Here is a 23116-nt window from a genome sequence, read left to right on the forward strand (position 1 = left end):
CTGTGAACGCGAACGACCGGGCGATTACGGCACTGGTGATGCTCGCTCACGCGGCCGTCCACACCTACGAGATGGCCGTGCCTATCTTCATCCTGAGTTGGCTCGTCGAGTTCGAGACTATCTCGCTCGGCGTCACCACGCTCCCGGTCACCAGCGCGACCATCGGACTCGTCGTCACCGTCAGCTACGGCCTGTTTGGCGTCGGCGCGCTCCCCGGTGGCGTCCTCGTCGACCGAATCGGCTCCCGCCGGCTCATCTCGTTTTGCCTGGCCGGCATGGGACTCTCCTACCTCCTGCTCGGGATGGCCCCGAACATGCTCGTTGTCGCGTTCGCGCTCATCCTCTGGGGCGTCGCCGCCAGCGTCTATCACCCCGCCGGCCTCTCGCTCATCAGCAAGGGCGTCGACGAACGCGGAACCGGGCTGGCCTACCACGGCATCGCCGGCAACCTCGGCATCGGGCTCGGACCGCTGACCGCCGCAATACTACTGCTTTTCGTCGACTGGCGGACCGTCGCGCTCGTGCTCGGCGCACCCGCGCTGCTCGCGGCCGTCTACGCCGCCCGCGCGGACTTCGACGAGACGGCCGCCGTCGAACCCGTTACCGACGGCGGAGACGAGAACGCAGATGGTAGCGACTCGAAGGCCGACGCCGGCGTCGAGTCGCTGGCCGAGTTCCTCAACCAGTCCAGACGGCTCTTCGCCGGGACGTTCGCGCTGGTGTTCGTCGTCGTGATGTGCTCGGGGCTGTACTACCGGGGGATCCTGACCTTCATGCCGGAACTGGTGAGCGAACTACCAGGATTCGACCCGGTTCCGGTCGGCTCACTGCTGCCCGAACCGCTCCGCTCGGTCCTGTCGGTGCCGGCCGAGGGCGGCCAGACACTGGAACCGGCGACGTACTTCTATTCGGGGCTTCTCCTGATTGGCGCACTCGGTCAGTACGCCGGCGGCAAACTGTCTGACCGGGTTCCAGTCGAGTACGGCATTGCCGGTTCGTTCGCTGGACTCGCCGTGCTCGCGCTCCTCTTCGTTCCCGTCTCCGAGATGGGGCTGGGACCGCTCCTGGTTCTCGGCTCGGTTCTCGGCGCTGGCCTCTTTGTTGTTCAGCCACTGTATCAGGCGACGGTCGCGGAGTACACCCCCTCGGGGACGCGCGGCCTCTCGTACGGCTTTACGTACCTCGGCGTCTTCGGCGTCGGCGCGCTCGGCGGTGGTATCGCCGGGGCCATCCTCCAGTTCGGCAGCGTTGCGGGCCTGTTCCTGACGCTTGCTGGATTTGCCGGTGTGGCGTCGCTCGTCGGACTCGTGCTCGCCCGGCGACAGTCCAGCGTCTGACCCGGCAACTGCGTCTGACGTAAAGTTGAAAGCGCTGCCACTCGGGAGAGACTGTATGGGATTGATGAGCAAGATTCTCGGCGACTCCGGTGGCAACCGAGCGACCGAGGACTACGTCGAACTGGAGGCCGGTAACCTCGAAGTCGCGGACACCGAGGCCAGCCGACAGGTTCGCATCGCCAACATCAGCGACAAATCGGACGTTATCGACATCAAGGACGCCGTCTACGACGGCGACATTGTGGTCGCGGACATCACGCGCCACTCGACGAACGACCGTACGATGGAACACATCACGGACGAACTCAAGCAGGTCGCCCGCGAAGTCGGGGGCGATATCGTCCAGAAGGACGACGACCAACTGCTCATCACGCCGGCTGGGGTCGCAATCAGCCGCGAGCGGCTCGGCCGATAAGCTGTCGACGCGTCGGGAGTCTTCGCGCCAGTACGACGCGCTTTTGCACGTGAGACTGCTGCTAGCGAGTAATGACAGCGGCAATCGACGCCGACAACCTCCGCAAGTCCTACGGCGACGTGCAGGCGCTCGATGGACTCTCCTTTACTGTTGATGCCGGCGAGTTTTTCGGCCTGCTCGGCCCCAACGGTGCGGGCAAGACCACCTTCATCAACACGCTGGTGGGGCTGGCCCGACTCGACGGCGGCCGCGCCGAAGTTTTCGGCTTCGACGTGACAGAGGAGTACCGCGAAGTTCGTGATCGCATCGGCCTCGCTCCACAGGAGTACAACGTCGACCGCTTCTTCCCCATCCGCGAAGTGCTCGAACACAAGGCCGGCTACCACGGGTTCAGTTCCGAGCAAGCCAGCGAGCGCGCGATGAACGCACTGGAAACAGTCGGTATCGCCGAGAAGGCAGACACCCGCTTCGACTGGCTCTCCGGCGGGATGAAACGGCGGTTCATGCTCGCCCGTGCGCTCGTCTCGGACCCCGACCTGCTCATCCTCGACGAACCGACGGCTGGCGTCGACGTCCAACTTCGCCGGGACCTGTGGTCGGTCATCGAGCGCATGAACGCCGGCGGGACGACCATCCTGCTGACGACTCACTACATCGAGGAGGCCGAGCGCCTCTGTGACCGCGTGGCAATCGTCGACCGGGGACGGAAAGTCGAAGTCGCGTCGCCGGACGACCTGACCGCCCGCGGCACCGACACCATCGACGTCGGGCTCGCGGACCCGCCGGCGACCGCGCCGGAGTTCGCCCACGACGGGATTGTCGACGCGCGGATGGAGGACGGTCGACTCGTCGTGACCGCTCGCGGGAGCGGGACAGTCATTCCGGACCTGTTCCGGGAACTCGACAGGCTGGGCTACGAGGTGACTGACCTCGACATCCGTCGTGCGTCGCTCGAAGAGGTCTTCGTCGACATGACACGCCAGGAAGAGGCGGTGACACAATGAGCGACGAGTCCACCTCCGACGAGTCACGGACGGGGGACACTGCGCGGACCGTCGGCGACTCTCGAACTGACGGGGGTATCGCCACGGAAACCGGTGCGAGCGGCGAAACGACCGCCGACACTGACGTGACCACTGCGACGGGAAAACATCGTGGGACGGGCGGATTCGGTGGGTTCCGGACGCTCCTTCGGCGGGAGATTTTGCGGTTCATTCGCCGCCCGCGAAACACGTTCATCCCGCCGATGATCACGAACGTCCTCTACTTCGCCGTCTTCGGCGTCATCCTGGGCGGGCGCATCGACCAGATTGCGGGCTTTCAGTACATCGTCTTCATCCTCCCGGGACTCATCGTGCTCGGCACGATCTCGAACGCCTTCGAGAACGCTTCCTTTTCGATTTTCCACGGTCGCTGGAACGACTACATCGAGGCGGTGCTCACGTCGCCGCTTTCCCATCGCTCGATGGTCGCGGCTTATCTGCTCTCCTCGGCACTGCGTGGCGTCCTCGTCGGCAGTATCATCGCCGGTATCGGGCTCGGATTCCTCTTCGTGACGGGGACGACACTGCCTGTCGCCCATCCGGTGTATCTGGGGGCGTTCCTGGTGCTCATCGCCGTGCTCTTTGCGGCCTTCGGTATCGTCGGCGGGCTGTGGTCGCGTGACTTCGACTATCTCACCGTCCTCAACCAGTTCATTATCCGGCCGCTGGTCTTCTTCGGCGGCGTCTTCTACGCGCTGGACGCCCTGCCGGAACCGTACCGGACCATCTCGCTGCTGAATCCGATGGTTCACATGGTCAACGGCGTCCGCTACGGCTTCCTCGGCTACTCGGACGTTCCCGTCAATCTCGCACTCGGGGCACTCGCGGGACTGACCGTCGTCGTCATCGCCGTCGACGTCTGGCTGTTCAAGCGCGGCTACGGGTTAGTAGAGTAACCCGCGAAAAGCAGGGCGCCCACCTCCTGCCCAGAGGACCGGACACCCCCACTTCCGCGGGGCTCGCGCCGCGTTGCACTCACGGGGAGTGCGACGGAAGACAGCACCACACCACGTGGACTGTCTCGGTCACCCGGATATTTCGAACCGCCTCCGGGAGGCGTGTGTTATTATATGGCACGGAGAAACTTACCTCTATCGAGGCACCGAGAACTCTGGAAATACGGCCGCTTCAGACGCTGTCAGGTTTGTCCGCGTCGTCTTCCACGTCGCGTTTCATCGAGTCGCGACGGGCCTTGGCGTCGCGGCCGGTGGCTTCTTCGAGAAAGTCGTTTTTGAGACTGACGGCTTCCTCGGCGGCGTCGATGTGACCTTCGGCGATGACTTCTTCGGCGGGGCGCTCTTCGATGTCGAGGATGAGCTTGTTCTTTTTGCCGCTGTATTCGACGGCACCGGCGACGATCCGGCTGAATACAGGGTTGTCCGGCTCTTCGACGACGTAGAGGTCGCTTCCTTTGTACTCCTCGGTGTCTGTCGGTGCACCAAAGTAGTCGGTGATGAATGCCTCCATGTCCTCGACGCGGTCTTCCAGGTGCTCGCCGCGTCGCATCTTGTACTCACGCATGGACGGGCATTTGCGAGGGGGCGTCTTACGTTTTTCGTGCGCCTTGCAGTGAAAAAGGGAAACCCGGAATCCGGCCGCTGGCGGCGACTTACGCCTCTTCGGATCGGTGGGTCAACGACCCGCGGTGACACTCTGGACAAAAATCCCCTGCTCGGAGCGACGACGACTCCACGTCGGTCGTAAACTCACACTCGGGGCAGTAAAACTCTCCTTCAGGGACCGTGACGGCGCTGTTCGTCGGCTCGATGTCCGGCTGTTCCTCCTCGACCGGGCGGAGGTCGTTCCCGGCCGCCGGCGTCCAGTCGTCTTCGTCGTCTTCGTCCTCGTCGAGCTCGTCGGGCCACTGCCCCGGTTCGCGCGCGTCGTCCTCGCCGTCTCCGTCGTCGGACGCGTCGAGGATGACCCCGTCGTCCTCGTCGGCATCTGGTGTCTCGTCGGTGACCTCCTCGGACCCCAGGTCCGGCTGGTCGAGCCCAGTCGGCTCCGGGCTGGCCGGCGTCGTCTCGTCGGTCTCGTCGATAAGTTCGGCGTCGTCGCCCGCCTGCTCGGTGGCGACGTCCGGCTCGGCTGGTGGGTCCGGCTCGGCTTCGGTGACTGGCTCGCTCTCGGTCGCCACGTCGTCCACCTCGTCTTCCTCATCTGCGATGTCGTCGCCGACGATATCGGAAGGCGTCTCCAGGGTCGTTACCTCCTTGTTCTCGGAGACGACGCGTGTCTCCCCGCACCGCTTGCACGTTTCGATTTCCTTGATAGTGATGACGACCTCGCTCCCCTGTTCCTCGCGTTCCCGCTCGACGTCGGGGTCGCCATATCGGTGGCCGAACACCGAACACTTGAAACTCATTGTCACAGTCTGGCCGCCTGCCACACATAAGCGTACTGCTTGGTTGGACCGACAGTATAAGTTTCACGGCAGTATTACTCGCGTATATGGAAGCGAAGCCGGAGTACCGCGACCGCGACGAGGCGGAGGTCGCGGTGCTCGATGCCCTCGCCGACCGGGCGGAAGAGGGGATGACTGTCTTCGAACTCCGCTCGCACGTCGACGTCGACATCGACCGCCTCGAGGACGCCCTCGCCGACCTCAAATCGGACGACCTCATTACCGTCGACGACGACGAGAATCGTACTGTTATCGTCCCCGAAGACCACGTCATCGGTCCTGCCGACACCGCCGACGAACCTGGCTTTGTCGACAAGATCCGCCGCCGCTTTCCCTTCTGAGGCGGAGACCCGGCTGCTTCGAGTTGACGAACATTCAATTCTAGTTCCCTTGCGGCGCAAAAACCTCTCAAAGCCGTCCCGTTACAAAGAGAAATTAGTTCAATATGCCGGAGAATACATCTACTTCTGGACGAATTCTCATCCAAAACCACTCCTGGTGACTTTGATTGGATATATGATCAACTTTAGGATTTTTACCACACATTCAATTAAAACACTAGCTTATTTATATCTGTATTGCACATTACTCTGTGTAGAAAATGACGGAAGCAAACCTCTCTGATGAAGCACAGGGCGTTCTTGACGAAATTGAGGAAAAAGATGTAGATTTCCTCAGACTGCAGTTTACGGACATTCTGGGAACGGTCAAGAACGTCTCAATCCCGGCCGAGCAGGCCGAGAAGGCGTTCACCGAGGGAATTTACTTCGACGGCTCCTCCATCGACGGGTTCGTCCGGATCCAGGAATCGGACATGCGGCTGGAACCCGACCCGTCGACGTTTGCCATTCTCCCGTGGCGCAACAGCGAGAAGGTCACGAGCGCCCGACTCATCTGTAACGTCCACGATACTTCGAGTGGCCAGCCGTTCGTCGGCGACCCGCGCGGTGTGCTGAAAAACGCGCTGGCCCGTGCGAACGACCTCGGATACACGGTCAACGCCGGTCCGGAACCCGAGTTCTTCCTGTTCGAAGAAGATGAAGACGGCAACGCGACGACCGAGTTTGCGGACAAGGGCGGCTACTTCGACCTCGCGCCGAAAGACCTCGCACAGGACGTCCGTGGCGACATCATCTACGGACTCGAAGAGATGGGCTTCGAGGTCGAGGCCAGTCACCACGAGGTCGCCGAGAGCCAGCACGAAATCGACTTCAAATACGACGACATCCTGACTACGGCCGACAACGTCGCGACGTTCCGCGCGGTCGTCCGGGCCATCGCGGGTCAGCACGACCTACACGCGACGTTCATGCCCAAACCGATTCCGCGCATCAACGGCTCGGGCATGCACACGCACCTGTCACTGTTCACCGACGACGGCGCGAACGCGTTCCACGACGACGACGACGAGTTCAACCTCTCCGAGACCGCAAAGCAGTTCCTCGCGGGCATCCTCGAACACGCGCCCGCGATTACGGCGGTCGCCAACCCGACGGTCAACTCCTACAAGCGACTGATTCCTGGCTACGAGGCACCGGTCTACGTCGCGTGGTCAGACGTCAACCGCTCGGCGCTCGTCCGCAAACCCGCCGCGCGAACGCCTGCGGCGAGCCGGATCGAACTGCGCTCGCCGGACCCGTCGTGTAACCCGTATCTGGCCTTCGCGGCGATGATTCACGCCGGCCTGGACGGTATCGAGAACGACCTCGACTGTCCGGACCCGGTTCGCGAGAACATCTACGAGTTCGACGAGGCCAAACGAGACGAGTACGGCATCGACACCCTGCCGAGCAACCTCGGGCAGGCCATCGACGAACTCGAAAGCGACGAAGTCATCATGGACGCGCTCGGCCCGCACGTCAGCGAGAAGTTCGTCGAGGCGAAGCGCCAGGAGTTCCAGGACTACCTCGTCGACGTCTCCCAGTGGGAAATCGACCGCTACCTCGAAAAGTACTGAGTACGAGCCCCCTCTCCGGGAGCTTTCGGTCCGGAAGCCACACCGTCGTCTCGAGCGGACAGTCACTGCTTTTCATTTCTTGCAATCTTTAGAGCTATTCTATCTAATAAAAAATCTGTGGCTGCTTTTAGCGCAAAAACAAACAATTATACTCGATGAAGCGCAACATACAGTTGCCGCGGACCGAACGCGGCTCCCACCGTGTTGGGGACGTGGCAGCGTGACCGTCACCCCTCAGCTTCCGTAGGTGACTCGGCCGTCCTCCGGTGTATTCCCTGAAGGGGACCGGTGGGGCGGCCGTTCGCTTTCGAATCAGAACTAAAATACCAACCGGTGCTGTCGTCAGTTTTTCAGGCCGTCCGGCGCTAGTCGGCACTCGCCGCGCAGTTGTTCGGCCCGAGTTCCAGTTCGAACGCTTCCTCGCTGTCTGCCGTCTCCCGTCCGAGGTTGAGCGCGACGATTCGCTCGGCGTTGGCTGGTTCCGGCGGCAACTCGCCGGTCATCCGCTCGACGGACTCGGCTTCTGTCTGCTCGAACGCCGTGACTCGCTGACGGACTTCGCCAAGCCGTGCAGTGTAGCTTCCGTCCGCGGCGACGCTCGATCGACTGTCGATGTGGCCCGGTGCGAGAATCGTCTCGTCAGCAAACCGCGCTAGCCGCTCGGTCAGCGTCCGATACAACTCGCTGGCCATCGCTGCGACGTCTCCCTCTTCTTGCAGGTCCGGGCGGGCGACGCTATCGAGAAAGAGCGAGTCACCACTAAGTAGTACGTCACCCACGACCAGTCCGGCCATGCCCGTCGTGTGGCCGGGCAGCCCGACGACCTCGACGCTTGCGTCACCGACCGAGAGCGTGTCGCCGTCAGCGACCGTCTCCACGTCGTACGTAATGCCACGGTCCCGTGCGCCATCGGTGACGATCGCGCGAGCACCGGTCTCGGCGGCGAGGTCGTGGAGGCCGCTGACGTGGTCGGCGTGGACGTGCGTGTCGACGACGGCGACGATGTCGACACCGCGTTCGGCGGCATCGGTGACGTACCGGTCGGTAAACGCCGCTAGCGGGTCAACGACGAGCGCTTCCCCACCGTCCTGTATCACGTAGGCCAGACAGCCGCTGGAGGGGCGCTGGTACTGGACAACCGTCGGGCCGTCGGTGGCGATGTCGTGGGCGTCGTAGACGCGCGCCCACTCGTCCATTCCGCCGGAGAGATTCTGTGCGTCGATGCCGGCTTCCGAAAGCAGTCCGGCGACGAAGGCGCTGGCTTCCCCGCGGCCACAGACAACTGTAATTGGTCCGTCACCGGCGATATCGCTGGCAAGGCCGTCGACGGTGTCCCGGACTTTCGCCTGCATGAACTTCGCGTAGGGGATGTCCGTTCGGGTGACAGAAGGGCTGTCGATGTGCCACTGTTCGATTTCGTCGCGGTTGCGGACGTCGAGCAATCGGACTGGCTCCCCACGGTCGAGTCGTCGCTTCAGGGTGGCTGGTGAGACTGACGGGACAGCTGCTGGTGGGTCTGGATACTCCCCGTCTTCGGTCATGACTGACGGTAGGAGAAGGACGGGCATAAATCGACAGCCTGGCGGGCCGGCCAGACTACGGGCAACCGCACTACTAAGATGCTCGCCGCCGAAGTGCACGCATGGACGGCGCGGCTCTTCTCGACAGCGTGCGCACAGGCATGGAGACGGAACTAGACCGACTCGGCTCCGAGAAGTCGCTGCTCGCTGCGACCGAGGCACGCCTCGAACCCGACCCCGTGCTCGTCACTGCCGCGGCGACGCTCCAGACTGCCCGGGACGGACTCGCCGACTGGGCCGACGACGCGACCGACGAGACGGCCGCCGAGACGCTCCGAACGACGACAGAGCGACTCGACGAGGCCGTTGCCACTGTCACGGCCGAGATGGAAGGCGACGGCGACGAGATTGCCGCCCTCGACGCCCCCTTCCTCTCGCTCGAGGCGACGGGTGATATCGAACGGGTCGCCGCCGGCACGATCGGCCTCCCGCTGGTGCTCGACCGCCTGTTCCTGCAGGCAGTGAGCTTCTTCGTCAACGAGGCCGACTCGGGCCGCGCAGACCTGTTCCGTGACCTCCGAGCCGAAGCAGATACGATGCTTGCGACGGGGACAGACGCGCTCGACGAACTCTGTACCGGGGACGACTGGGACCGCGCCGAGACGAGCGCGAACGCAGTTATCGACGCCGCCTACGACGACTACGCCGAGCGACTGGACGCGATGGGATTCGACCCGAAGCCGATCTGTTGAGACTGGCCGCCACCGGTCGGCGATGCGCCCCCATCGCGAGAGGTCTCCCGCTGAACACGGGATTCAGCAGTGTGGTAGCAGATGCCGGACAACGTGGTATAATTGCGTTCCGTGCTGCCAAGCAATTCCTCTGGGCTTCTGGACCGAGCGTGTCTCGATTGGAACTTCCCCGATTCTGGCGTCCTTTGCCGCTGCTTCTAGCACGAACGTCCCACAGGTACACGCTGTCTCGAGTTCGAGGTCTACAGCGAGGTCGCGTCGAAGAGCACGGAGTCCCGTTCCCGAATCTGTCACGGGCACTTTCAACTGTGTCAATCTGTTTAAAATTCGTTCGGACGGTCGGGGAATGGTAGTTCGGGCTCCGAGAACGACGTCTACCCTGTCATCTTTGATGGGTCGAACGAGTCTCTCGATATCCTCGGGACGGTGTTCCCCATCGGCATCGAACGTGACGACGATATCGGATGACGCCTCTCGAAACCCGCGTTTGAGTGCGGTGATGTACCCGTCGTTCTCCGGGTTGCGAATCACTGTTGCTCCAGCAGCCCGTGCTTCCGGTCCAGTACGGTCACTTGACCCGTCGTCTACTACCACCACCGGATACTCCCGGACGAGTCGCTGCACGGTCTGGCCGATGCGACCCCCTTCGTTGTACGCTGGAACGACAACGGTGGTATCCATCACAGAAAGCTATCGACGACCAGACCCAATATGTGTGATGAATACGTGCTGTACGTTCGGTACGCCTCTCTGAGAATTCACACAGATTGGTGGAGCGACTGATACGCAATCGCACTGTGCAGATGACTCGTCTCCAAGAGACTGAAGACCCCACTGTGTGCTGAGTCGGCTGACATGTGCTCTGTCCAGACCGGAGTAGACTGCCTCTCCGTATTGTGTCGGTGAGATGTCATAGCAGTCATTATAGGGCTTTACGTAGGGTGTGCATGGATGCAAGCGGTTCGACGGGGCAAACGAAGACCAGTGCAGTGAGTTCGACGGCTGATGACACCACTCCCGATGATGGGATTAGTCGTCGAACGATTCTCGCCGCGCTGGGGCTCGGCGGTGTTGGGGCGGCCGGCGGATTTGCACTGCTAGGCGGGGGCAGCAGTGAGAAGACACCCTCTGTCAGCGACCCGAACGAAGACGATGCGTTCGATGCGTTCGAGGCTGTCCGTGACGCGATGCGGGCAAGTCCCGACCACCTTCCGGCGCGGGCCGCTGCGCTCGTCGCCGAGGGTGACGCCGACGCCATCTTTGCGTTCGTCCGCGACGAACTCGCTGTCGACCCATCCCACGACGAGGAAATGGAGTACGCGAATCGGACTCGGCGCTGGGGGCCACGCGGGACGCTCCGTGGCGGTACCGGGACGCCACTGGACATCGCGGAGACGCTCGCCAACCTGTTCACCGATGCCGGATACGAGGCTGATGTGGTCGACGTCCGGCCACGATTTACAGCCGAACAGGTTCGAGAAATGCTGTTTACGCCACCCACCCGCGCGTTCGACCCGGACCTCTCGGAGGACGAGGCGGCACGCTACCGCGACGTCGTCGGCGGTGATGCGACGCCCAGGGCGCTGGATGTCGGCGGCGAGGAAAGCTCCGCGCTCGCCGAATCTATCCTCGACGCGTACCCGGGTGCTGGTGCGGTGGACGAGCAATTCGACTTCGGGTGGGACCGGTTCGCGAAACTTCCAATCGTCCGCGTCGATATCGACGGCGAGACGACGTACGCGAACCCGTTTTTGCCCGACGCGACGCTCGCCGATTCCGGCCTTGGGGAGACACCGAAGATCTGGGAGGACACCGGCGGCGGCGCGTACCCGAGTGTTCGCGTGGCGCTCTCGGCCGCCACAGCCAACGACCGATGGAATCCCCGCGAACTCGTCACCGGCGAGTGGTCCGCTGCCGATCTCCCTGGTCGACAGGTACGGGTCGATATGCTCTCCGGAATCGACCCGTTCCAGAATCCCGACGTCCGTTTCTCCGACGTCGACACGTTCATTCCGGCGCTCACGGTCTCAGACCCCCACGCCGATGCCGAGACCGTACAGGACCTGTCGGTACAGGGCGGCCCAGTCACGCGCTCGGGTGCAGCGCTGACCGTCGACGACGACGGCGTCGTTTACCGGGACGGCCGACCGGTCGTCGACCCCTCGGCTGCCGTCGACCCCGTGGTAGTCGACTCCGTCGAGGCGACCGTAGACACTGCCCGCTACCCGAACGTCCGTCTCGGAGTCACAGCGTACGATTCGACCGGCGACGCTGTCGAGGGACTCCCGGCCGCAGCCTTCGAAGTCGTCGACGACGAACCTGCGGGCATCTCCGTCGCCGCGACGACGAGTGCGCCGCGCGTCCAACTCCTCGTCGACAGGTCGGGGAGTATGCCGAGCGCATACGCCGGCCAGGCGATGGAAGACCTCGTCGGGCGACTCCGGGACGCGATAACGACTGGCCACGAGGGGGCTCGCATCGAGCAGACGTGGACGAACTCGGACATCTACACGAATCTGGCCGAAGCCGCAGAGAGCGGCGCGAACCTCGTCGTGTACGCGACCGACGGCGACGTTGGCGACGAACTCACCCCCGGTATCGCGGAGGCGCTCCGCGCAGGCCCGCCGGCCATGATGATGAACGTCGACAGGCTCGACAGATCCGCACTCCGTGAGATGGCCGACCTCTCCGGCGGCACCTACCGCATGGTCGACGGCCACGACGATGCCGTCGCGACTGTCACCGAGTTCGTGGATGCCACCGCGGCTGACCTCCCCTCGTACCTGCTGGACTACACTGCACCGACTGACTGGGCCGCTGGCGACGAGCGTGTCGCAACCGTCTCCGTTCCAGAAGGTGGTGCGTCGACTGACACCGAGTACGTCGTCCCCGAGTCGACTGTGTTGCCCGACGAGTTCGCGAGCCTCCAGCTTACCGTTCGCATCGGCCATCGCGAGGTAACCCGAACGCTGGCCGGCTGGGATCCGGTTCGTGACGCCGACCGACCCGTTTCCGAGGCCGATATGGACGCCGTCGCCGGTGCGCTGTTCGGTGAGCACATCCTCTCGTTCGAGGCCGCAGCGACTGCCGAATCCGTCTGGCTGGACGATATCCTGACGAGCAAACTCTCCGTGCGCGGCCTCCACGAGGCGGCCGACAGTGGGGACGCCGAGGCGGTACGCGACGCACTCGACGCTGGATTCACGGTCACGCCGGCAGAATTGATGCTCCTGCAGGGGCCGATGCCGGACGCCATCACCGACGATTCACACACCTATCAGGACACCCTGCGCGTCGTTCTCCACCAGCAGCGCCCGCAGTTTGGCACCGACCAAATTCTCCAGCACACGGACGCACTCGACCTGACGAAGTACCGGACTGTCGCAGACGACCCCGAGCGTGCGTTCCGACTGACTGCCGAACGAACCGCGAGGGTCGCTGTCGTCGAGGATGCACTGTACGACGACAGCGCCGTCTCCATCCTCGACGGGCGCGTTCTCGTCCCATTCTGGGAGGTCGCGGCCGCCTGGGAAGACGACGAGCAGCGAGCGGCCGACGCCCGGGTCGTTGAGGCCCGAAGCGGGAACGAGGTCGCGCTCGTCGCGGATGACGACGGCCCGTTCGCGTTCTGGACTGTCAACGTCGACACCGGGACGATCGCGGGCGTCCTCGACGATGGCTCCGGCGGTGGCTACTCGCAGGCGCGTACCGAGAAGCTACTTGATGAACTGAGCCAGGTCATCTCGATGATCAATCTCATGGCACTGGCCGCGACCAAAGGCGGCGCCCTGACCGGCGCCGGCGGATTTGCGCTTGGTGTTGTCGCTGCGTACGGGCAGGAACTTGCACGCCTCTACGGTCAGGTGAGCCTCGCTATCGCCATCATGAACGCCGACCACATCAACCGCGCCGTTGCGATGGGTGCAGCTTCACTCGCCTGCAACATCGCGAAAGATATCGTAATCGGCACACTCGGTGGTGATATGACCCCGTGGATTGAGAACATCCTCGGCGCCGCCGGCGGGCCGAGCATCTGTTAAACTCTCCGACATTGTCACCTGGCAGCTCGAATCGCACACAGTCCTGTTCACTGAACAGACCGATATGAGGAATGATACTCTATCTTATACATACTATATTTTAAGTTATCATACAACAAAGGGGTCTCGATGCACGGAGAAATTCGGAAACGCTTGCTGTACAACTCTGCGGTATTCGACGGTGTCGTAACCGAGAGGGCAGAGCCATGACGGGACCAGACCGTCCGGTACGCCGTCGGCGTGTCCTGGCGGCACTCGCCGGGGCAGGGGCAACTGCCGGACTCGCCGGCTGTCTTGGTTCCGACGAGAATGGCCCGGAAGGCGACGACACTTCAGCAGGCGATGACGACCCAGGCGACGATGCGTCGGGCGACGACACCGGCGCGACGGGTCCAGGTGCAGGTGAACAGATAGACGACATCTCCTGTGCCGAGTTCGGTTCCACCGAACTCCAGTCGTACGGGACAGGCGACACCCCGCTGGTGTTCGACTTCGACTATCCGGACACCTGGACGGAAAGCGGTTCGAGCCCGGACCGACGCAGCGACCGATACACAGTCATCGTTCGCAGCGAGATCGTCGACAATCGGTACCAGACGTTTCTCACCGTCGGTCAGTGGTTCGAGCCCATTACGCCGGCGGAGTTGGAGCAAGAGGTCTCGGCGGAAATCGAGGCACGCAGTGGAAGCGAGGAGTTCGAAGTTATCAGAACACTAGAGTATGCCGGGGAGGAGATAGACGTCTACAGCACGCCGGAGTACCCGGAGGGGTTGACCAGTGTCTTCTGGCTCCCCCACGAGACTGCCGACGGTATTCGCTACTTCCAGACCGTCTTCCAGTTCAGCTACAGCAGCAGCTTCATTGCGGGGGTCGAAGACAGTGACGTGGACATCTACTGTGAGTCGCTGTTCGACGACCTCGCCAATCTGATATTCCCCGCTGTCGAGCCGAACCCCGGGACAGCCATTGCATCCGAATTATAGCGCTGTTAGTGGCTGTTCGACTCCCCCGTTCAGGCGTCGTCGACGGTTGTCTCGGGATTCGGCCGAAGACTGTTGCGAACCGTCTCTGTCGCCGTCCGTATGAGCCCGTTACACGCGTCGGTCTCCTCGTCCTCGAGGCCATAGATATCGGCGTACGTCACGATACTCGTCCTGTAATACTCGTCGCTATCGCCTGACCCATACGGAAGGTAAAGTATGTACGCAGGGGGGTAGTTCGACGGGGAGACGTCGGGAAACCCGAGCACTTCGACCGTCTCGCCGTCGAAGGTCTGCTCGTCGACGACGGCGAGACGGTCGACATCACGTGTCATCTGTTCGTCTTTCTCGGCCTCGACTTCGCTCGCCGAGAGGCTGGGCAAGGACTGGCCAATCCTGATGGTGGCCGTTCTGGGATTGCCGTCGACGGTTACTGCCGGGCTGGTTATCTGCTGGAAGCGCCCATTCTGTCCCGGGATCGGTTCCCCGACGGTCCACGTCTCGGGATAGTCGAACGCGAAGATGTACGGTGTCCCCGAGACATCGTAGGCGGTCGGACTCCCAGCCAGGGGCGCACAGACCGAGTCAGACCCGTCAGGCGTCGTCTCGTCACCGGCTGTTTGTGTGCGGGTCTGTGTGGCTGTGGCGTCACTGGTCGGTGTCGCCGTCGGTGTTGGCTCTGTGTTAGCTCGGTCGGTATCGTCCCCGTCGGCGGGCGTGTCGCCCCCCGAACAGCCTGCTAGGGCCGTCGTCGCTCCAACTGTTCCGAGGACGAACCGACGCCGCGTGAGTGCGTTGTCTCTGTTGGACATTCGGGACTCAGACCTCCTCGATTATCGTGTCCTGGTTCGGTCGCAGGCTCTCGCGCACCGTCTCGGCGGCCGTGTACACCGGATCGTTACACAGTGTCACGCTCTCGTTGTCCTCGTTCAGTCGGAGGATACTGGTCAGCGTGTTTATTGTCAGCGAGTAGTACTGACGTTGGTCAGCAGGCCCGTATGGAAGCCACATCTGATAGAAAGACGGGTCGGAGTCCGAGATGCCGACGACCCGAACTGTCTCCCCGTCGAACTCCTGTTCGCCGACAACCTCGAAGCGGGCGTACTGGCCTTCGGTTCCCGAAGCAATCTCCGCATCGACCTCGCTCGCCGAGAGTACGTCGGTAGACTGAATGACCTGTATTCCGGCGCTCTCCTGCTCGCCGTCGACGGTCACTATCGGGCTGGTGATGCCCTGTGTTCGCCCCCCGGATCCGGTGAGCGGATCAGCCAACTCCCAGCTGTCGATGTAGTCGAACGAGAAAACGAACAACGTGTCACTGGCATCGTAGGGAACCGGATTGCCTATAAGCCGGCTACAGTCCGGGTCCGGGCTGTTTCCTGGCGTCGAACCGCTCTCACCGGTGACAGTCTCCTGTGTTGTACTCGGGGTGGCCGTCGACTCGCTATCGGACCCATCCCCGGAATTGCTGCCGCCGGGATTATCACCGTCTGCCGTCTCGCTACCGGTACATCCGGCAAGGGCAGCCGCTGCTGCAGTCGCTCCAGTCACGAACTGGCGTCGCGAAATGGTCGTTCGTCTCATGATTCTCTGATAGTGTGGGAGTACTTATGTTTACCCACTGCTTCTAACTGGGCCATTTCGACCATAAATTGCGGATATAGCGAAATATATGCACTCGTACCATAATTATACTATTAATTTAAAATGGCTAGTAACACAGGCGAAAACACCAGCTTCACCCGTACTGACCGATTCTCTGACCATGTCGCCGTGCTAGCAGTCCGTTCCGCTCAGAGATGCGGACGCCCATCGTGTGAACGGGTGTCCCTTCCCAGTCGTGAACGACGCAGTTGAGACCGAGTTCGCGGAATTGCGTCCGTGTTGCCGGAGCGCGAACCGCCGCCCCGACCAGTGCCCCGAGAACCGTGCTACAGTACGGTGAGCCGACATCGTAGTCCGTCCAACGGGCCGGAGGTGTGACGTTGGGGCTCGTCCATCGCGACTGAGCGGACTCGTTTGCCACGTGTCCCAGCAAGGGTTTCGACAGAGCCGTGTTTTTGGGCCTCCGATCCCAACTGTGTGTATGAACGTCGTCTCGTTGCTGCCCTCAGCGACAGAAATCGTCTACGCGCTTGGCGTCGAACCCGTCGGCGTCTCTCACGAATGTGACTATCCGCCTGCTGCCAACGAGAAACCGGTGGTCAACCGCTCGTCTATCGACCCCGATGCCAGTAGTGTCGAAATCAACGAGCAGGTCGCTCGCGCCGAACAGGAGGGCGGCGTCTATCAAATCGACCGCGAGACGCTGGCGAGGCTGGACCCCGACCTCGTCATCTCGCAGGGCATCTGTGACGTGTGTGCCGTCGACGAAGTGCAGGTCCGTGAGGCTGTCGACGACCTCGGACTCGGTGCCGCCGTGCTGACCACGGACCCACACAGCCTCGCGGACATCATCGCCGACATCGAACGCATCGGCGACGCACTCGGGCGCAGCGAGCGGGCTGTCGAACTGGTTGCCGACTTGGAACGCCGTATCGACGCCGTCGAGCGCTCGGCAGGCGCGACCGAGGACCGGCCCCGAACGGCCGTACTTGACTGGCTCGACCCCGTGATGGTCGCCGGACACTGGATTCCGGGGATGGTCGACCTCGCGGGCGGGCGCTACGGACTGGCCGAACGGGGGGCACGCTCGCGACCACGGGAGTGGGAGACGATTCGATCCTACGACCCCGAGGTTCTCGCGCTCTCGCCGTGCGGGTTCGACATCGACCAGACGACCGAGAACCTCACTGACGTGACCGAGCGGGAGGGATGGGACGATCTGACGGCGGTCCAGCACGGGGAGGTGTATGTCGTCGACGGTCACCACTACGTCAACCGGCCGGGGCCGCGACTGATCGAGACGCTCGAATTCCTCGCCTGGATACTCCATCCAGAACGGTTCGATACACCGCCTTCAGACGCGGTGCGGCCGCTGTCGACGCTGGAAACTGCGTAGCGCTGCCGATGTCACGTCGGCTACTCGCTCGACCGAAGTGCGGTCCTATTCCGGCACTGCACAGCCGTCGGCGTAGGACACCTCGGCCACGGACTCGATGGACTCCTCACCACAGACCGGACAGTCGGGATTCGCCCGAATCGGGACCTCTTCGGTGGTCATGTCGGCGGCGTCGTAGACCAGCAGGCGACCGTCGAGCGTCTCGCCCTCGCCGATGATGAGTTTGACGACCTCCGTCGCCTGGAATGCGCCGACGGTACCGGGGAGAACGCCGAGGACACCTGCCGTCGCGCAGTTAGGAACAGCACCTTCTGGGGGTGCTTCGGGAAACAGACACCGATAGCAGGGCTGGCCGCCGGTGATGGTGGTCGCTTGCCCCTCGAACCGGTAGATCGCGCCGTGTGAGAGGGGTGTCTCCGAGAGAACGCAGGCGTCGTTGAGCAAGAACCGGGTCGGGAAGTTGTCGGAGGCGTCGACGACGACGTCGTAGTCCGCGACGAGACTCCTGACGTTTTCGGCACTGACTCGGAGTTCGTGACGGTCGACGGATACGTCGGGGTTGAGGTTGGTGACGAACTCGGCGGCGCTGTCGACTTTCGGCCGCCCGACATCGCTGTCGCCGTGAATCACCTGCCGCTGGAGATTGCTCCGCTCGACCTGGTCTGCGTCGGCGATGCCGAGTCGGCCGACGCCGGCGGCAGCGAGATACTGAAGCACCGGCGACCCGAGCCCACCCGCGCCGACGACGAGAACACTGGCGTCGAGGAGCGCCGCCTGTCCCGCCGGGCCGACATCGTCCATGATGACGTGCCGGGAGTAGCGGTCGAGTTGCTCGGCGTCGAGATTCGGGTCGCTCATTGCCCCCCGTTTGCGGGGAGTGATAAAAAGTCGTGCGGTGCCGATGGTCGGCCGGGGACGCAGCCGACTGGTCAGTCGTCCGCGGTAGCGGCGTTTCGCTGGAGGTCGGCGACGAGGTCGTCGACGGCGGTGTTGATGTCGGTAATCTGGTCGGTCTGATTGTTGGCTTCCTCGACGATTTCGGTCGTCTCCTCGGCGATCTGCTCGGCGTTCATCACAGTCTGGTCGATCATGCTGGCGACCTCTTCGGTGGAGGCGGCCTGCTGATCGGTGGCGCTGGCGACTTCGGCGATGCCGTCGGAGACTTCTGCGACAGCCTCGTGAATCTCTTCGAGGATTCCCATCGCCTCGTCGACGGATTCGATCCCGTGCTCGATGCGCTCGTTGTTCCGGTCGAGACTGTCGACCGCGCTGGCGGTGTCGTCCTGAATCTCGTTGACCATCTGTTCGATTTCGCTGGCGTGTGACTGGGACTCCTCGGCGAGGGATTTCACCTCGTCGGCGACGACGGCGAAGCCTTCTCCGGCTTCGCCGGCGCGTGCAGCTTCGATGGAGGCGTTCAGCGCCAGCATGTTCGTCTGGTCTGCGATGTCGTTGATGACCTCGACGATTTCGTCGATCTCCTGCATGCTCTGTTGAATCGTCCGCACGTCCTGGGCGACATCGTCGGCGGCCTTCTGAATCTCCTGCATTGCCTGGCTCACCTCGCCGGCCGAGGCCTGTCCCTCCTCTGCGAGGTCCTTTGCCTTCTGCCCGGCCGCAGAGACCTCTTCGGACGAGGACGCGATTTCCTCGACCGACGCTGAGAGGTTCGAGATTTCGTTGGAAACCTCCGAGACTGCATCGTGTTGTTCCGCAGCCTCTTCCCGAACCGTATCGATGCGCTCGGCAATTTCCACGGAGGAGCCTTCGAGTTCGGCAATCGATGTCTGAATCTCGCTCGCGGCCTCGTGGTCGTAGCCCGCGTTCCGGTCGATGTCCGCCTCGATTTCGTCGTCGATGTCTACGTCGACATCTTCGTCGATGTCGCCCCCGACGTTCGCAGTTACATCGTCCATGGCCATTTCTACGATTAGCATCGATGCCAACTATTTAAAAATCATTGGCAAATCTGTAAGGTATTCTGCACCGAATACTGTACGAAAGCACGACAATCCGCCAGTGCAACGCACCGTTCTGGAACGGGTGTCGACGTCAGATATCGTACAGCGAGCCGTACTTCTCGTCGACGTAGTCGAGGAAGTAGTCTGCGGTGAACTGTTCGCCGGTCGCGTCCCGAATCAATTCCGGCGTCGTGTGCCGGCAGCCGTGTTGGTGGACGTGCTCTCGGAGCCACTCCCGGAGCGGGTCGAACTCGCCGTTTCGAATCTGGTCGTCGAGTGGCAGGTCCTCGCGGACGGCGGCGTCGAGCTGGGCGGCTAGGACCGATCCGAGCGTGTACGTCGGGAAGTAGCCGAAGGCACCGTGACACCAGTGGATGTCCTGCAGACACCCCTCGGCATCGGTGTCGGGGCGCACGCCAAGATACTCCTCGTACTTGTCGTTCCACACCTGAGGCACGTCGCTCACGTCCAAATCGCCCCGAATCAGGTCCCGCTCGATCTCGAACCGGACCAGGATGTGCATGTGGTAGGTGAGTTCGTCCGCCTCCACGCGAATCAGATTGTCGTCGTACACCTCGTTTGCGGCCTCGTAGAGTTCCCGTGGCGCGGCGTCGACGCCGAGGCGCTTCTCGACTGCTGGTGCGAGCAACTCCCAGAACGGTTCGGTGCGGCCGACGTGGTTCTCCCAGAGCCGGGACTGGGATTCGTGAACCGTCAGGTCGCGGTCCTCGCCCAGCGGCGTCCCGTACTCCTCCCGGGGCAGTCCCAGCACGTAGGTCGCGTGGCCGAACTCGTGGATGGTCGATCCGAGCGCGTCCATGGGGTCCTCGGGCGAAAAGCGAGTTGTGATGCGGGCGTCGAACTGCGTCCCACTGGTGAAGGGATGCGAGGAGGTGTCGAGTCGGCCGTGGTCCCAGTCGTACCCCAGCACGTCGAGTGCGTCTCTGACCAGCGCCTCCTGGTCGCTCTCGTCGTAGCTCCCGTCGAAGGGATCGGCCATGGTCACGTCGCTCTCGCCGACAGCGTCGACGAGCGGCGGCAGTTCCTCGCCCAGTCGCTCCAGCACTCGCTCGGCGGTGTCGATACCCAGATACGGCTCGTACTCCTCGAAGAGCACCTCGTAGGGGTCCCGGTCGGGATCGATAGCCTCGGCGTATTCCCGTTTCAGTTCGACCAGTTCTCTGAGTGCGTCCTCGAACTGCGAGAAGTCGTCTTCTTCTTTTGCCTGCTCCCAGACGGGCAGGGCGTTTGAGGAGGCTTCGGAAATCTGCTGGACGAGTTCTTCAGGAACGCGCACGGCGCGCTCGTGCTGGCGGCGAATCTCCCGGACGACCGCTTCTTGCTCGCCGTCGAGATCGCTGCTCTCGAGGGTATCGAGATACTCTGCGAGGTCGTCGTCGGTCAGGAGTTCGTGACGCAGCGAGGAGAGGGCGGACTTCTGCTTGGCGCGGGCGGGTGTCGCACCGTCGGGCATCATCACCTGCTGGTCCCAGTCGAGGACGCCGGCAGCGTCGCCGACGTGGGTGAGTTTCTGGACGTGTGCGAGAAATGCGTCGTAGGTGTCTGCACTCATCGTTGCATCGTACAGGCGCACGAAAAATTAAATCAGGGGTCGAATTCCTGGCTGACAGTGAGAGAACTCACTGCACTTCGATTTCCTTGCCACGGGTCGTCGCACCGGTCTCGACGGGGAGGCGGACTTCGAGGATGCCGTTGTTGTACTCGGCACCGATGCCGTCGTCGTCAATTTGCTTGGGGAAGCGGAACCGTCGGTGGTAGGTCTTCCGCTCACCGCGCCGTTCGTCTTCGTGCTCGCCGGCGATGTTGAGAACGCCGTCGTCCCACGTCACCGCGATCTCTTCCGGGTCGAATCCCGGCATCTCGACGCTGAGAACGAACTCGTCGTCTTCCTCGTACAGTTCGTAGTCGTTGCTGCCTGTTTCGAGGAGTTGGCTCGGGAAGTCGAGGCTCTGCAACCACGAGTTGGCTGGTGTTCGCGGGAGTGCCATGGCTGGTCACCTCTGAATCCATTTGATGATTGTGCGCGGTTCTATAAAAAAGTCACGAATATTGACATTTGGTGACAAATCACGAAGCTATGGCGGGTCGCGGCGGGGTTTGCCGGCGACGATGGGGCCGATTACTCGACGCTTGGCGCCGATTCGTCGGTCTTTCCGGGGATTTCGACTTCGATTTCGAGTTCTGGCTCCCCGACGCCCTCGAACTCCACTTCTAATTCGACGGGTTCGCCGAAGGAGAAGGGGAGTTCCCACTCGTCCTCGACGATGGTGAGCTCATCGCCTTCCTGTAACTGTTCACCGATGGCGACGAGAAACTCGCCGGCTTCGGCTGCCGAGAGCCGATACTCCTGTTCGAAATCTCGACCTGTCTTGATGACTGTGCGCTCTTCCTCAGAATCTGTCTCCGACATGGTCCCATTTAGGCCGGCCAAAAATAAAACGGTGTGGTTCGAGTTCGAACCTCAGTTCTGTTCCGGGTTGGCTGCTGTTTGATATCGCGGTCGCTGGTTTATTTCCCTGTCTCTCCACCTCCGAAACCCGTCGACCCGGATTCGAAACGCCCGATTCCGGCGTTCAGAACTGCTCGGCGACGACTCGGTAGATGCGCTCACAGCGCTCGACAACGTCCCAGGAGACGCTCTCGTCGGCGGTATGGGCCTCGCCGGGTTCGGCCGCGCCACAGACGATGCAGGTCGTGCCCGCCTGTGCGAGCCAGCCCGCGTCGGTCGCGTGTGGCTTGACCACTTGCTCTGGTTCTCCGTTCTGTGCCTGGTCTGCGGCACTGACCACCAGCGCTGCGAAGTCGGCGTCGTCACACGCCATCGGCGGGAGGTCCTGGTCGACGGACCACGAGACGCCGGTAACCTCTTCGACTCGTTCCAGCGGCGCACGCTCGCCCGGCACCGTCCGCTCGTCGACGGTCACCGAACACGCCTCGGGGATGACGTTCCAGGCCGACCCGCCCTCGATTTCCGTGACGGCAACGCTCCCCGACAGGTCGTGATCGAGCACGTCTGTCGTCGGAAAATCGAGTCCTCGAACGACGTCGATAGCGTCGCTGGCGTGGTAGATGGCGTTCTCTCCCGCCTCGACTTCGCTCGCGTGGGCGGCTTTGCCGGTCGCAGTGATGGTCGACCCCCGGCGTCCCTTGTGGGCGACAGCCACGTCAGTCGTCCCTGGTGCGGAGTAGCCGGTCGACCCCTCGCCGACGATGGCGTAGTCCGGCGCGAACTCCGCTTCGATTGCCGCCTGCGCACCGACGCCGCCCTGTTCTTCACCCACGAAGGAGACGAAGACGAGTTCGCAGTCGAGGTCGGTCGCGTCGCGGAAGGCGACCATCGCCGCGGCGACGGCTCCCTTCATGTCCGCGCTCCCGCGGCCGTAGAGGCGGCCGTCCCGTTCCTCGAGGACATATTCGCCGTCCGCAATCTGCGAATCGTCCGGCGGCACCACGTCGTGGTGGCCGACAAGAGCTAGTGAGGTGTCCGCGCCGGTGTTTCGACGGGCGATGACGTTGCCGTGCTCGTCTCGCTCGACGCTGGCGTCGGTCTGGTTCCGGAGCCAGTTTTCGATGTGGTCGCCGGCCCGCCGTTCGTCGTCGTGGCTGGGAATCGCGACGAGCTGGCGGGTGAGTTCGCGCGTGTCCATATCGGTCGGTGAGCGGCCAGATAGTTTTAGCTCACGGG

22 protein-coding genes are annotated in these 23116 nt (G+C 62.8%); 10 read left to right on the forward strand and 12 right to left on the reverse strand.

The window, feature by feature from the left end:
* The first annotated feature begins 38 nt into the window (after positions 1-38).
* From WDJ60_RS05020 to WDJ60_RS05035, 4 genes are all read left to right on the forward strand, one after another.
* On the forward strand, positions 39-1337 hold the full coding sequence (locus WDJ60_RS05020) for an MFS transporter (RefSeq protein WP_340099057.1): 1299 nt from the start codon (positions 39-41) through the stop codon (positions 1335-1337).
* Positions 1338-1392: 55 nt separating this feature from the next.
* Complete coding sequence (locus WDJ60_RS05025; RefSeq protein WP_340098905.1) at positions 1393-1752, forward strand: cell division protein SepF; 360 nt, start codon at positions 1393-1395, stop codon at positions 1750-1752.
* Between the two features lie 71 nt (positions 1753-1823).
* A complete protein-coding gene (locus WDJ60_RS05030; RefSeq protein ID WP_340098906.1) occupies positions 1824-2756 on the forward strand; it encodes an ABC transporter ATP-binding protein in 933 nt (310 codons plus the stop codon).
* Complete coding sequence (locus WDJ60_RS05035) at positions 2753-3691, forward strand: ABC transporter permease (RefSeq protein ID WP_340098907.1); 939 nt, start codon at positions 2753-2755, stop codon at positions 3689-3691. The genes WDJ60_RS05030 and WDJ60_RS05035 overlap by 4 nt, the downstream gene beginning before the upstream one ends.
* 232 nt (positions 3692-3923) lie before the next feature.
* Here WDJ60_RS05035 and WDJ60_RS05040 read toward each other — a convergent pair whose 3' ends face one another.
* Together WDJ60_RS05040 and WDJ60_RS05045 are read right to left on the reverse strand one after the other, a co-directional pair.
* Positions 3924-4316, reverse strand: coding sequence for a DUF5611 family protein (locus WDJ60_RS05040; RefSeq protein ID WP_340098908.1), 393 nt, complete (start codon positions 4314-4316; stop codon positions 3924-3926).
* Positions 4317-4404: 88 nt separating this feature from the next.
* Entirely contained in the window at positions 4405-5160 is a 756-nt protein-coding gene (locus WDJ60_RS05045; RefSeq protein WP_340098909.1) for a DUF7093 family protein, read from the reverse strand.
* Between the two features lie 86 nt (positions 5161-5246).
* Here WDJ60_RS05045 and WDJ60_RS05050 point away from each other — a divergent pair, with 86 nt between their 5' ends.
* The gene (locus tag WDJ60_RS05050; RefSeq protein ID WP_340098910.1) at positions 5247-5540 is read left to right on the forward strand and encodes a DUF6432 family protein; all 294 of its coding nucleotides are present in this window, start codon (positions 5247-5249) and stop codon (positions 5538-5540) included.
* 260 nt (positions 5541-5800) lie between these two features.
* Positions 5801-7156, forward strand: a complete 1356-nt coding sequence (gene glnA / locus WDJ60_RS05055) for a type I glutamate--ammonia ligase (protein ID WP_340098911.1) — start codon at positions 5801-5803, stop codon at positions 7154-7156.
* Between the two features lie 365 nt (positions 7157-7521).
* Here the strand turns inward: glnA and WDJ60_RS05060 are convergent, their stop codons facing one another.
* Positions 7522-8697, reverse strand: a complete 1176-nt coding sequence (locus WDJ60_RS05060; protein WP_340098912.1) for an MBL fold metallo-hydrolase — start codon at positions 8695-8697, stop codon at positions 7522-7524.
* Positions 8698-8798: 101 nt separating this feature from the next.
* Between WDJ60_RS05060 and WDJ60_RS05065 the strand changes: the two genes are divergently transcribed.
* Positions 8799-9428: a hypothetical protein gene (locus tag WDJ60_RS05065; protein ID WP_340098913.1), complete on the forward strand. Its 630-nt coding sequence runs from the start codon at positions 8799-8801 to the stop codon at positions 9426-9428.
* A 63-nt stretch (positions 9429-9491) separates the two neighbouring features.
* Here the strand turns inward: WDJ60_RS05065 and WDJ60_RS05070 are convergent, their stop codons facing one another.
* Entirely contained in the window at positions 9492-10109 is a 618-nt protein-coding gene (locus WDJ60_RS05070; protein ID WP_340098914.1) for a glycosyltransferase family 2 protein, read from the reverse strand.
* A 266-nt stretch (positions 10110-10375) separates the two neighbouring features.
* Here WDJ60_RS05070 and WDJ60_RS05075 point away from each other — a divergent pair, with 266 nt between their 5' ends.
* Entirely contained in the window at positions 10376-13468 is a 3093-nt protein-coding gene (locus WDJ60_RS05075) for a hypothetical protein (RefSeq protein WP_340098915.1), read from the forward strand.
* Positions 13469-13674: 206 nt separating this feature from the next.
* Positions 13675-14451, forward strand: a complete 777-nt coding sequence (locus WDJ60_RS05080; protein WP_340098916.1) for a hypothetical protein — start codon at positions 13675-13677, stop codon at positions 14449-14451.
* 29 nt (positions 14452-14480) lie between these two features.
* On the opposite strand, the gene WDJ60_RS05085 is transcribed toward WDJ60_RS05080, so the two are convergent.
* Positions 14481-15260 carry a hypothetical protein gene (locus tag WDJ60_RS05085; protein WP_340098917.1) on the reverse strand — a complete coding sequence of 260 codons (780 nt, stop codon included), beginning with the start codon at positions 15258-15260 and terminating at the stop codon, positions 14481-14483.
* Positions 15261-15267: 7 nt separating this feature from the next.
* Positions 15268-16032, reverse strand: coding sequence for a twin-arginine translocation signal domain-containing protein (locus WDJ60_RS05090; RefSeq protein WP_340098918.1), 765 nt, complete (start codon positions 16030-16032; stop codon positions 15268-15270).
* Positions 16033-16534: 502 nt separating this feature from the next.
* On the opposite strand from WDJ60_RS05090, the gene WDJ60_RS05095 reads away from it, so the two are divergent.
* Positions 16535-17449 carry a cobalamin-binding protein gene (locus WDJ60_RS05095; RefSeq protein WP_340098919.1) on the forward strand — a complete coding sequence of 305 codons (915 nt, stop codon included), beginning with the start codon at positions 16535-16537 and terminating at the stop codon, positions 17447-17449.
* A 45-nt stretch (positions 17450-17494) separates the two neighbouring features.
* On the opposite strand, the gene ubaA is transcribed toward WDJ60_RS05095, so the two are convergent.
* From ubaA to WDJ60_RS05125, 6 genes are all read right to left on the reverse strand, one after another.
* Complete coding sequence (gene ubaA, locus WDJ60_RS05100; protein ID WP_340098920.1) at positions 17495-18307, reverse strand: SAMP-activating enzyme E1; 813 nt, start codon at positions 18305-18307, stop codon at positions 17495-17497.
* Between the two features lie 71 nt (positions 18308-18378).
* A complete protein-coding gene (locus tag WDJ60_RS05105) occupies positions 18379-19380 on the reverse strand; it encodes a methyl-accepting chemotaxis protein (RefSeq protein WP_417750433.1) in 1002 nt (333 codons plus the stop codon).
* A 121-nt stretch (positions 19381-19501) separates the two neighbouring features.
* Complete coding sequence (locus WDJ60_RS05110; RefSeq protein ID WP_340098922.1) at positions 19502-20983, reverse strand: carboxypeptidase M32; 1482 nt, start codon at positions 20981-20983, stop codon at positions 19502-19504.
* Between the two features lie 67 nt (positions 20984-21050).
* Positions 21051-21419 carry an Hsp20/alpha crystallin family protein gene (locus tag WDJ60_RS05115; protein WP_340098924.1) on the reverse strand — a complete coding sequence of 123 codons (369 nt, stop codon included), beginning with the start codon at positions 21417-21419 and terminating at the stop codon, positions 21051-21053.
* A 131-nt stretch (positions 21420-21550) separates the two neighbouring features.
* Complete coding sequence (locus WDJ60_RS05120; RefSeq protein WP_340098926.1) at positions 21551-21841, reverse strand: amphi-Trp domain-containing protein; 291 nt, start codon at positions 21839-21841, stop codon at positions 21551-21553.
* A gap of 163 nt (positions 21842-22004) precedes the next feature.
* Entirely contained in the window at positions 22005-23078 is a 1074-nt protein-coding gene (locus tag WDJ60_RS05125) for a M20 family metallopeptidase (RefSeq protein WP_340098928.1), read from the reverse strand.
* Between the last annotated feature and the right edge of the window lie 38 nt (positions 23079-23116).

This window comes from Salinibaculum salinum, assembly GCF_037645885.1.
GTDB classification, from domain to species: domain Archaea; phylum Halobacteriota; class Halobacteria; order Halobacteriales; family Haloarculaceae; genus Salinibaculum; species Salinibaculum salinum.

What these genes read in the sequence shown, in the direction of transcription:
- WDJ60_RS05095 (WP_340098919.1), top strand. Translation starts at nt 16,535, where the DNA reads ATGAACGTCGTCTCGTTGCTGCCCTCAGCGACAGAAATCGTCTACGCG.
- WDJ60_RS05035 (WP_340098907.1), top strand. Translation starts at nt 2,753, where the DNA reads ATGAGCGACGAGTCCACCTCCGACGAGTCACGGACGGGGGACACTGCG.
- WDJ60_RS05070 (WP_340098914.1), bottom strand. Translation starts at nt 10,109, where the DNA reads ATGGATACCACCGTTGTCGTTCCAGCGTACAACGAAGGGGGTCGCATC.
- WDJ60_RS05065 (WP_340098913.1), top strand. Translation starts at nt 8,799, where the DNA reads ATGGACGGCGCGGCTCTTCTCGACAGCGTGCGCACAGGCATGGAGACG.
- WDJ60_RS05040 (WP_340098908.1), bottom strand. Translation starts at nt 4,316, where the DNA reads ATGCGTGAGTACAAGATGCGACGCGGCGAGCACCTGGAAGACCGCGTC.
- ubaA (WP_340098920.1), bottom strand. Translation starts at nt 18,307, where the DNA reads ATGAGCGACCCGAATCTCGACGCCGAGCAACTCGACCGCTACTCCCGG.
- WDJ60_RS05045 (WP_340098909.1), bottom strand. Translation starts at nt 5,160, where the DNA reads ATGAGTTTCAAGTGTTCGGTGTTCGGCCACCGATATGGCGACCCCGAC.
- glnA (WP_340098911.1), top strand. Translation starts at nt 5,801, where the DNA reads ATGACGGAAGCAAACCTCTCTGATGAAGCACAGGGCGTTCTTGACGAA.
- WDJ60_RS05080 (WP_340098916.1), top strand. Translation starts at nt 13,675, where the DNA reads ATGACGGGACCAGACCGTCCGGTACGCCGTCGGCGTGTCCTGGCGGCA.
- WDJ60_RS05085 (WP_340098917.1), bottom strand. Translation starts at nt 15,260, where the DNA reads ATGTCCAACAGAGACAACGCACTCACGCGGCGTCGGTTCGTCCTCGGA.
- WDJ60_RS05115 (WP_340098924.1), bottom strand. Translation starts at nt 21,419, where the DNA reads ATGGCACTCCCGCGAACACCAGCCAACTCGTGGTTGCAGAGCCTCGAC.
- WDJ60_RS05050 (WP_340098910.1), top strand. Translation starts at nt 5,247, where the DNA reads ATGGAAGCGAAGCCGGAGTACCGCGACCGCGACGAGGCGGAGGTCGCG.
- WDJ60_RS05110 (WP_340098922.1), bottom strand. Translation starts at nt 20,983, where the DNA reads ATGAGTGCAGACACCTACGACGCATTTCTCGCACACGTCCAGAAACTC.
- WDJ60_RS05090 (WP_340098918.1), bottom strand. Translation starts at nt 16,032, where the DNA reads ATGAGACGAACGACCATTTCGCGACGCCAGTTCGTGACTGGAGCGACT.
- WDJ60_RS05125 (WP_340098928.1), bottom strand. Translation starts at nt 23,078, where the DNA reads ATGGACACGCGCGAACTCACCCGCCAGCTCGTCGCGATTCCCAGCCAC.
- WDJ60_RS05075 (WP_340098915.1), top strand. Translation starts at nt 10,376, where the DNA reads ATGGATGCAAGCGGTTCGACGGGGCAAACGAAGACCAGTGCAGTGAGT.
- WDJ60_RS05020 (WP_340099057.1), top strand. Translation starts at nt 39, where the DNA reads ATGCTCGCTCACGCGGCCGTCCACACCTACGAGATGGCCGTGCCTATC.
- WDJ60_RS05120 (WP_340098926.1), bottom strand. Translation starts at nt 21,841, where the DNA reads ATGTCGGAGACAGATTCTGAGGAAGAGCGCACAGTCATCAAGACAGGT.
- WDJ60_RS05030 (WP_340098906.1), top strand. Translation starts at nt 1,824, where the DNA reads ATGACAGCGGCAATCGACGCCGACAACCTCCGCAAGTCCTACGGCGAC.
- WDJ60_RS05060 (WP_340098912.1), bottom strand. Translation starts at nt 8,697, where the DNA reads ATGACCGAAGACGGGGAGTATCCAGACCCACCAGCAGCTGTCCCGTCA.
- WDJ60_RS05025 (WP_340098905.1), top strand. Translation starts at nt 1,393, where the DNA reads ATGGGATTGATGAGCAAGATTCTCGGCGACTCCGGTGGCAACCGAGCG.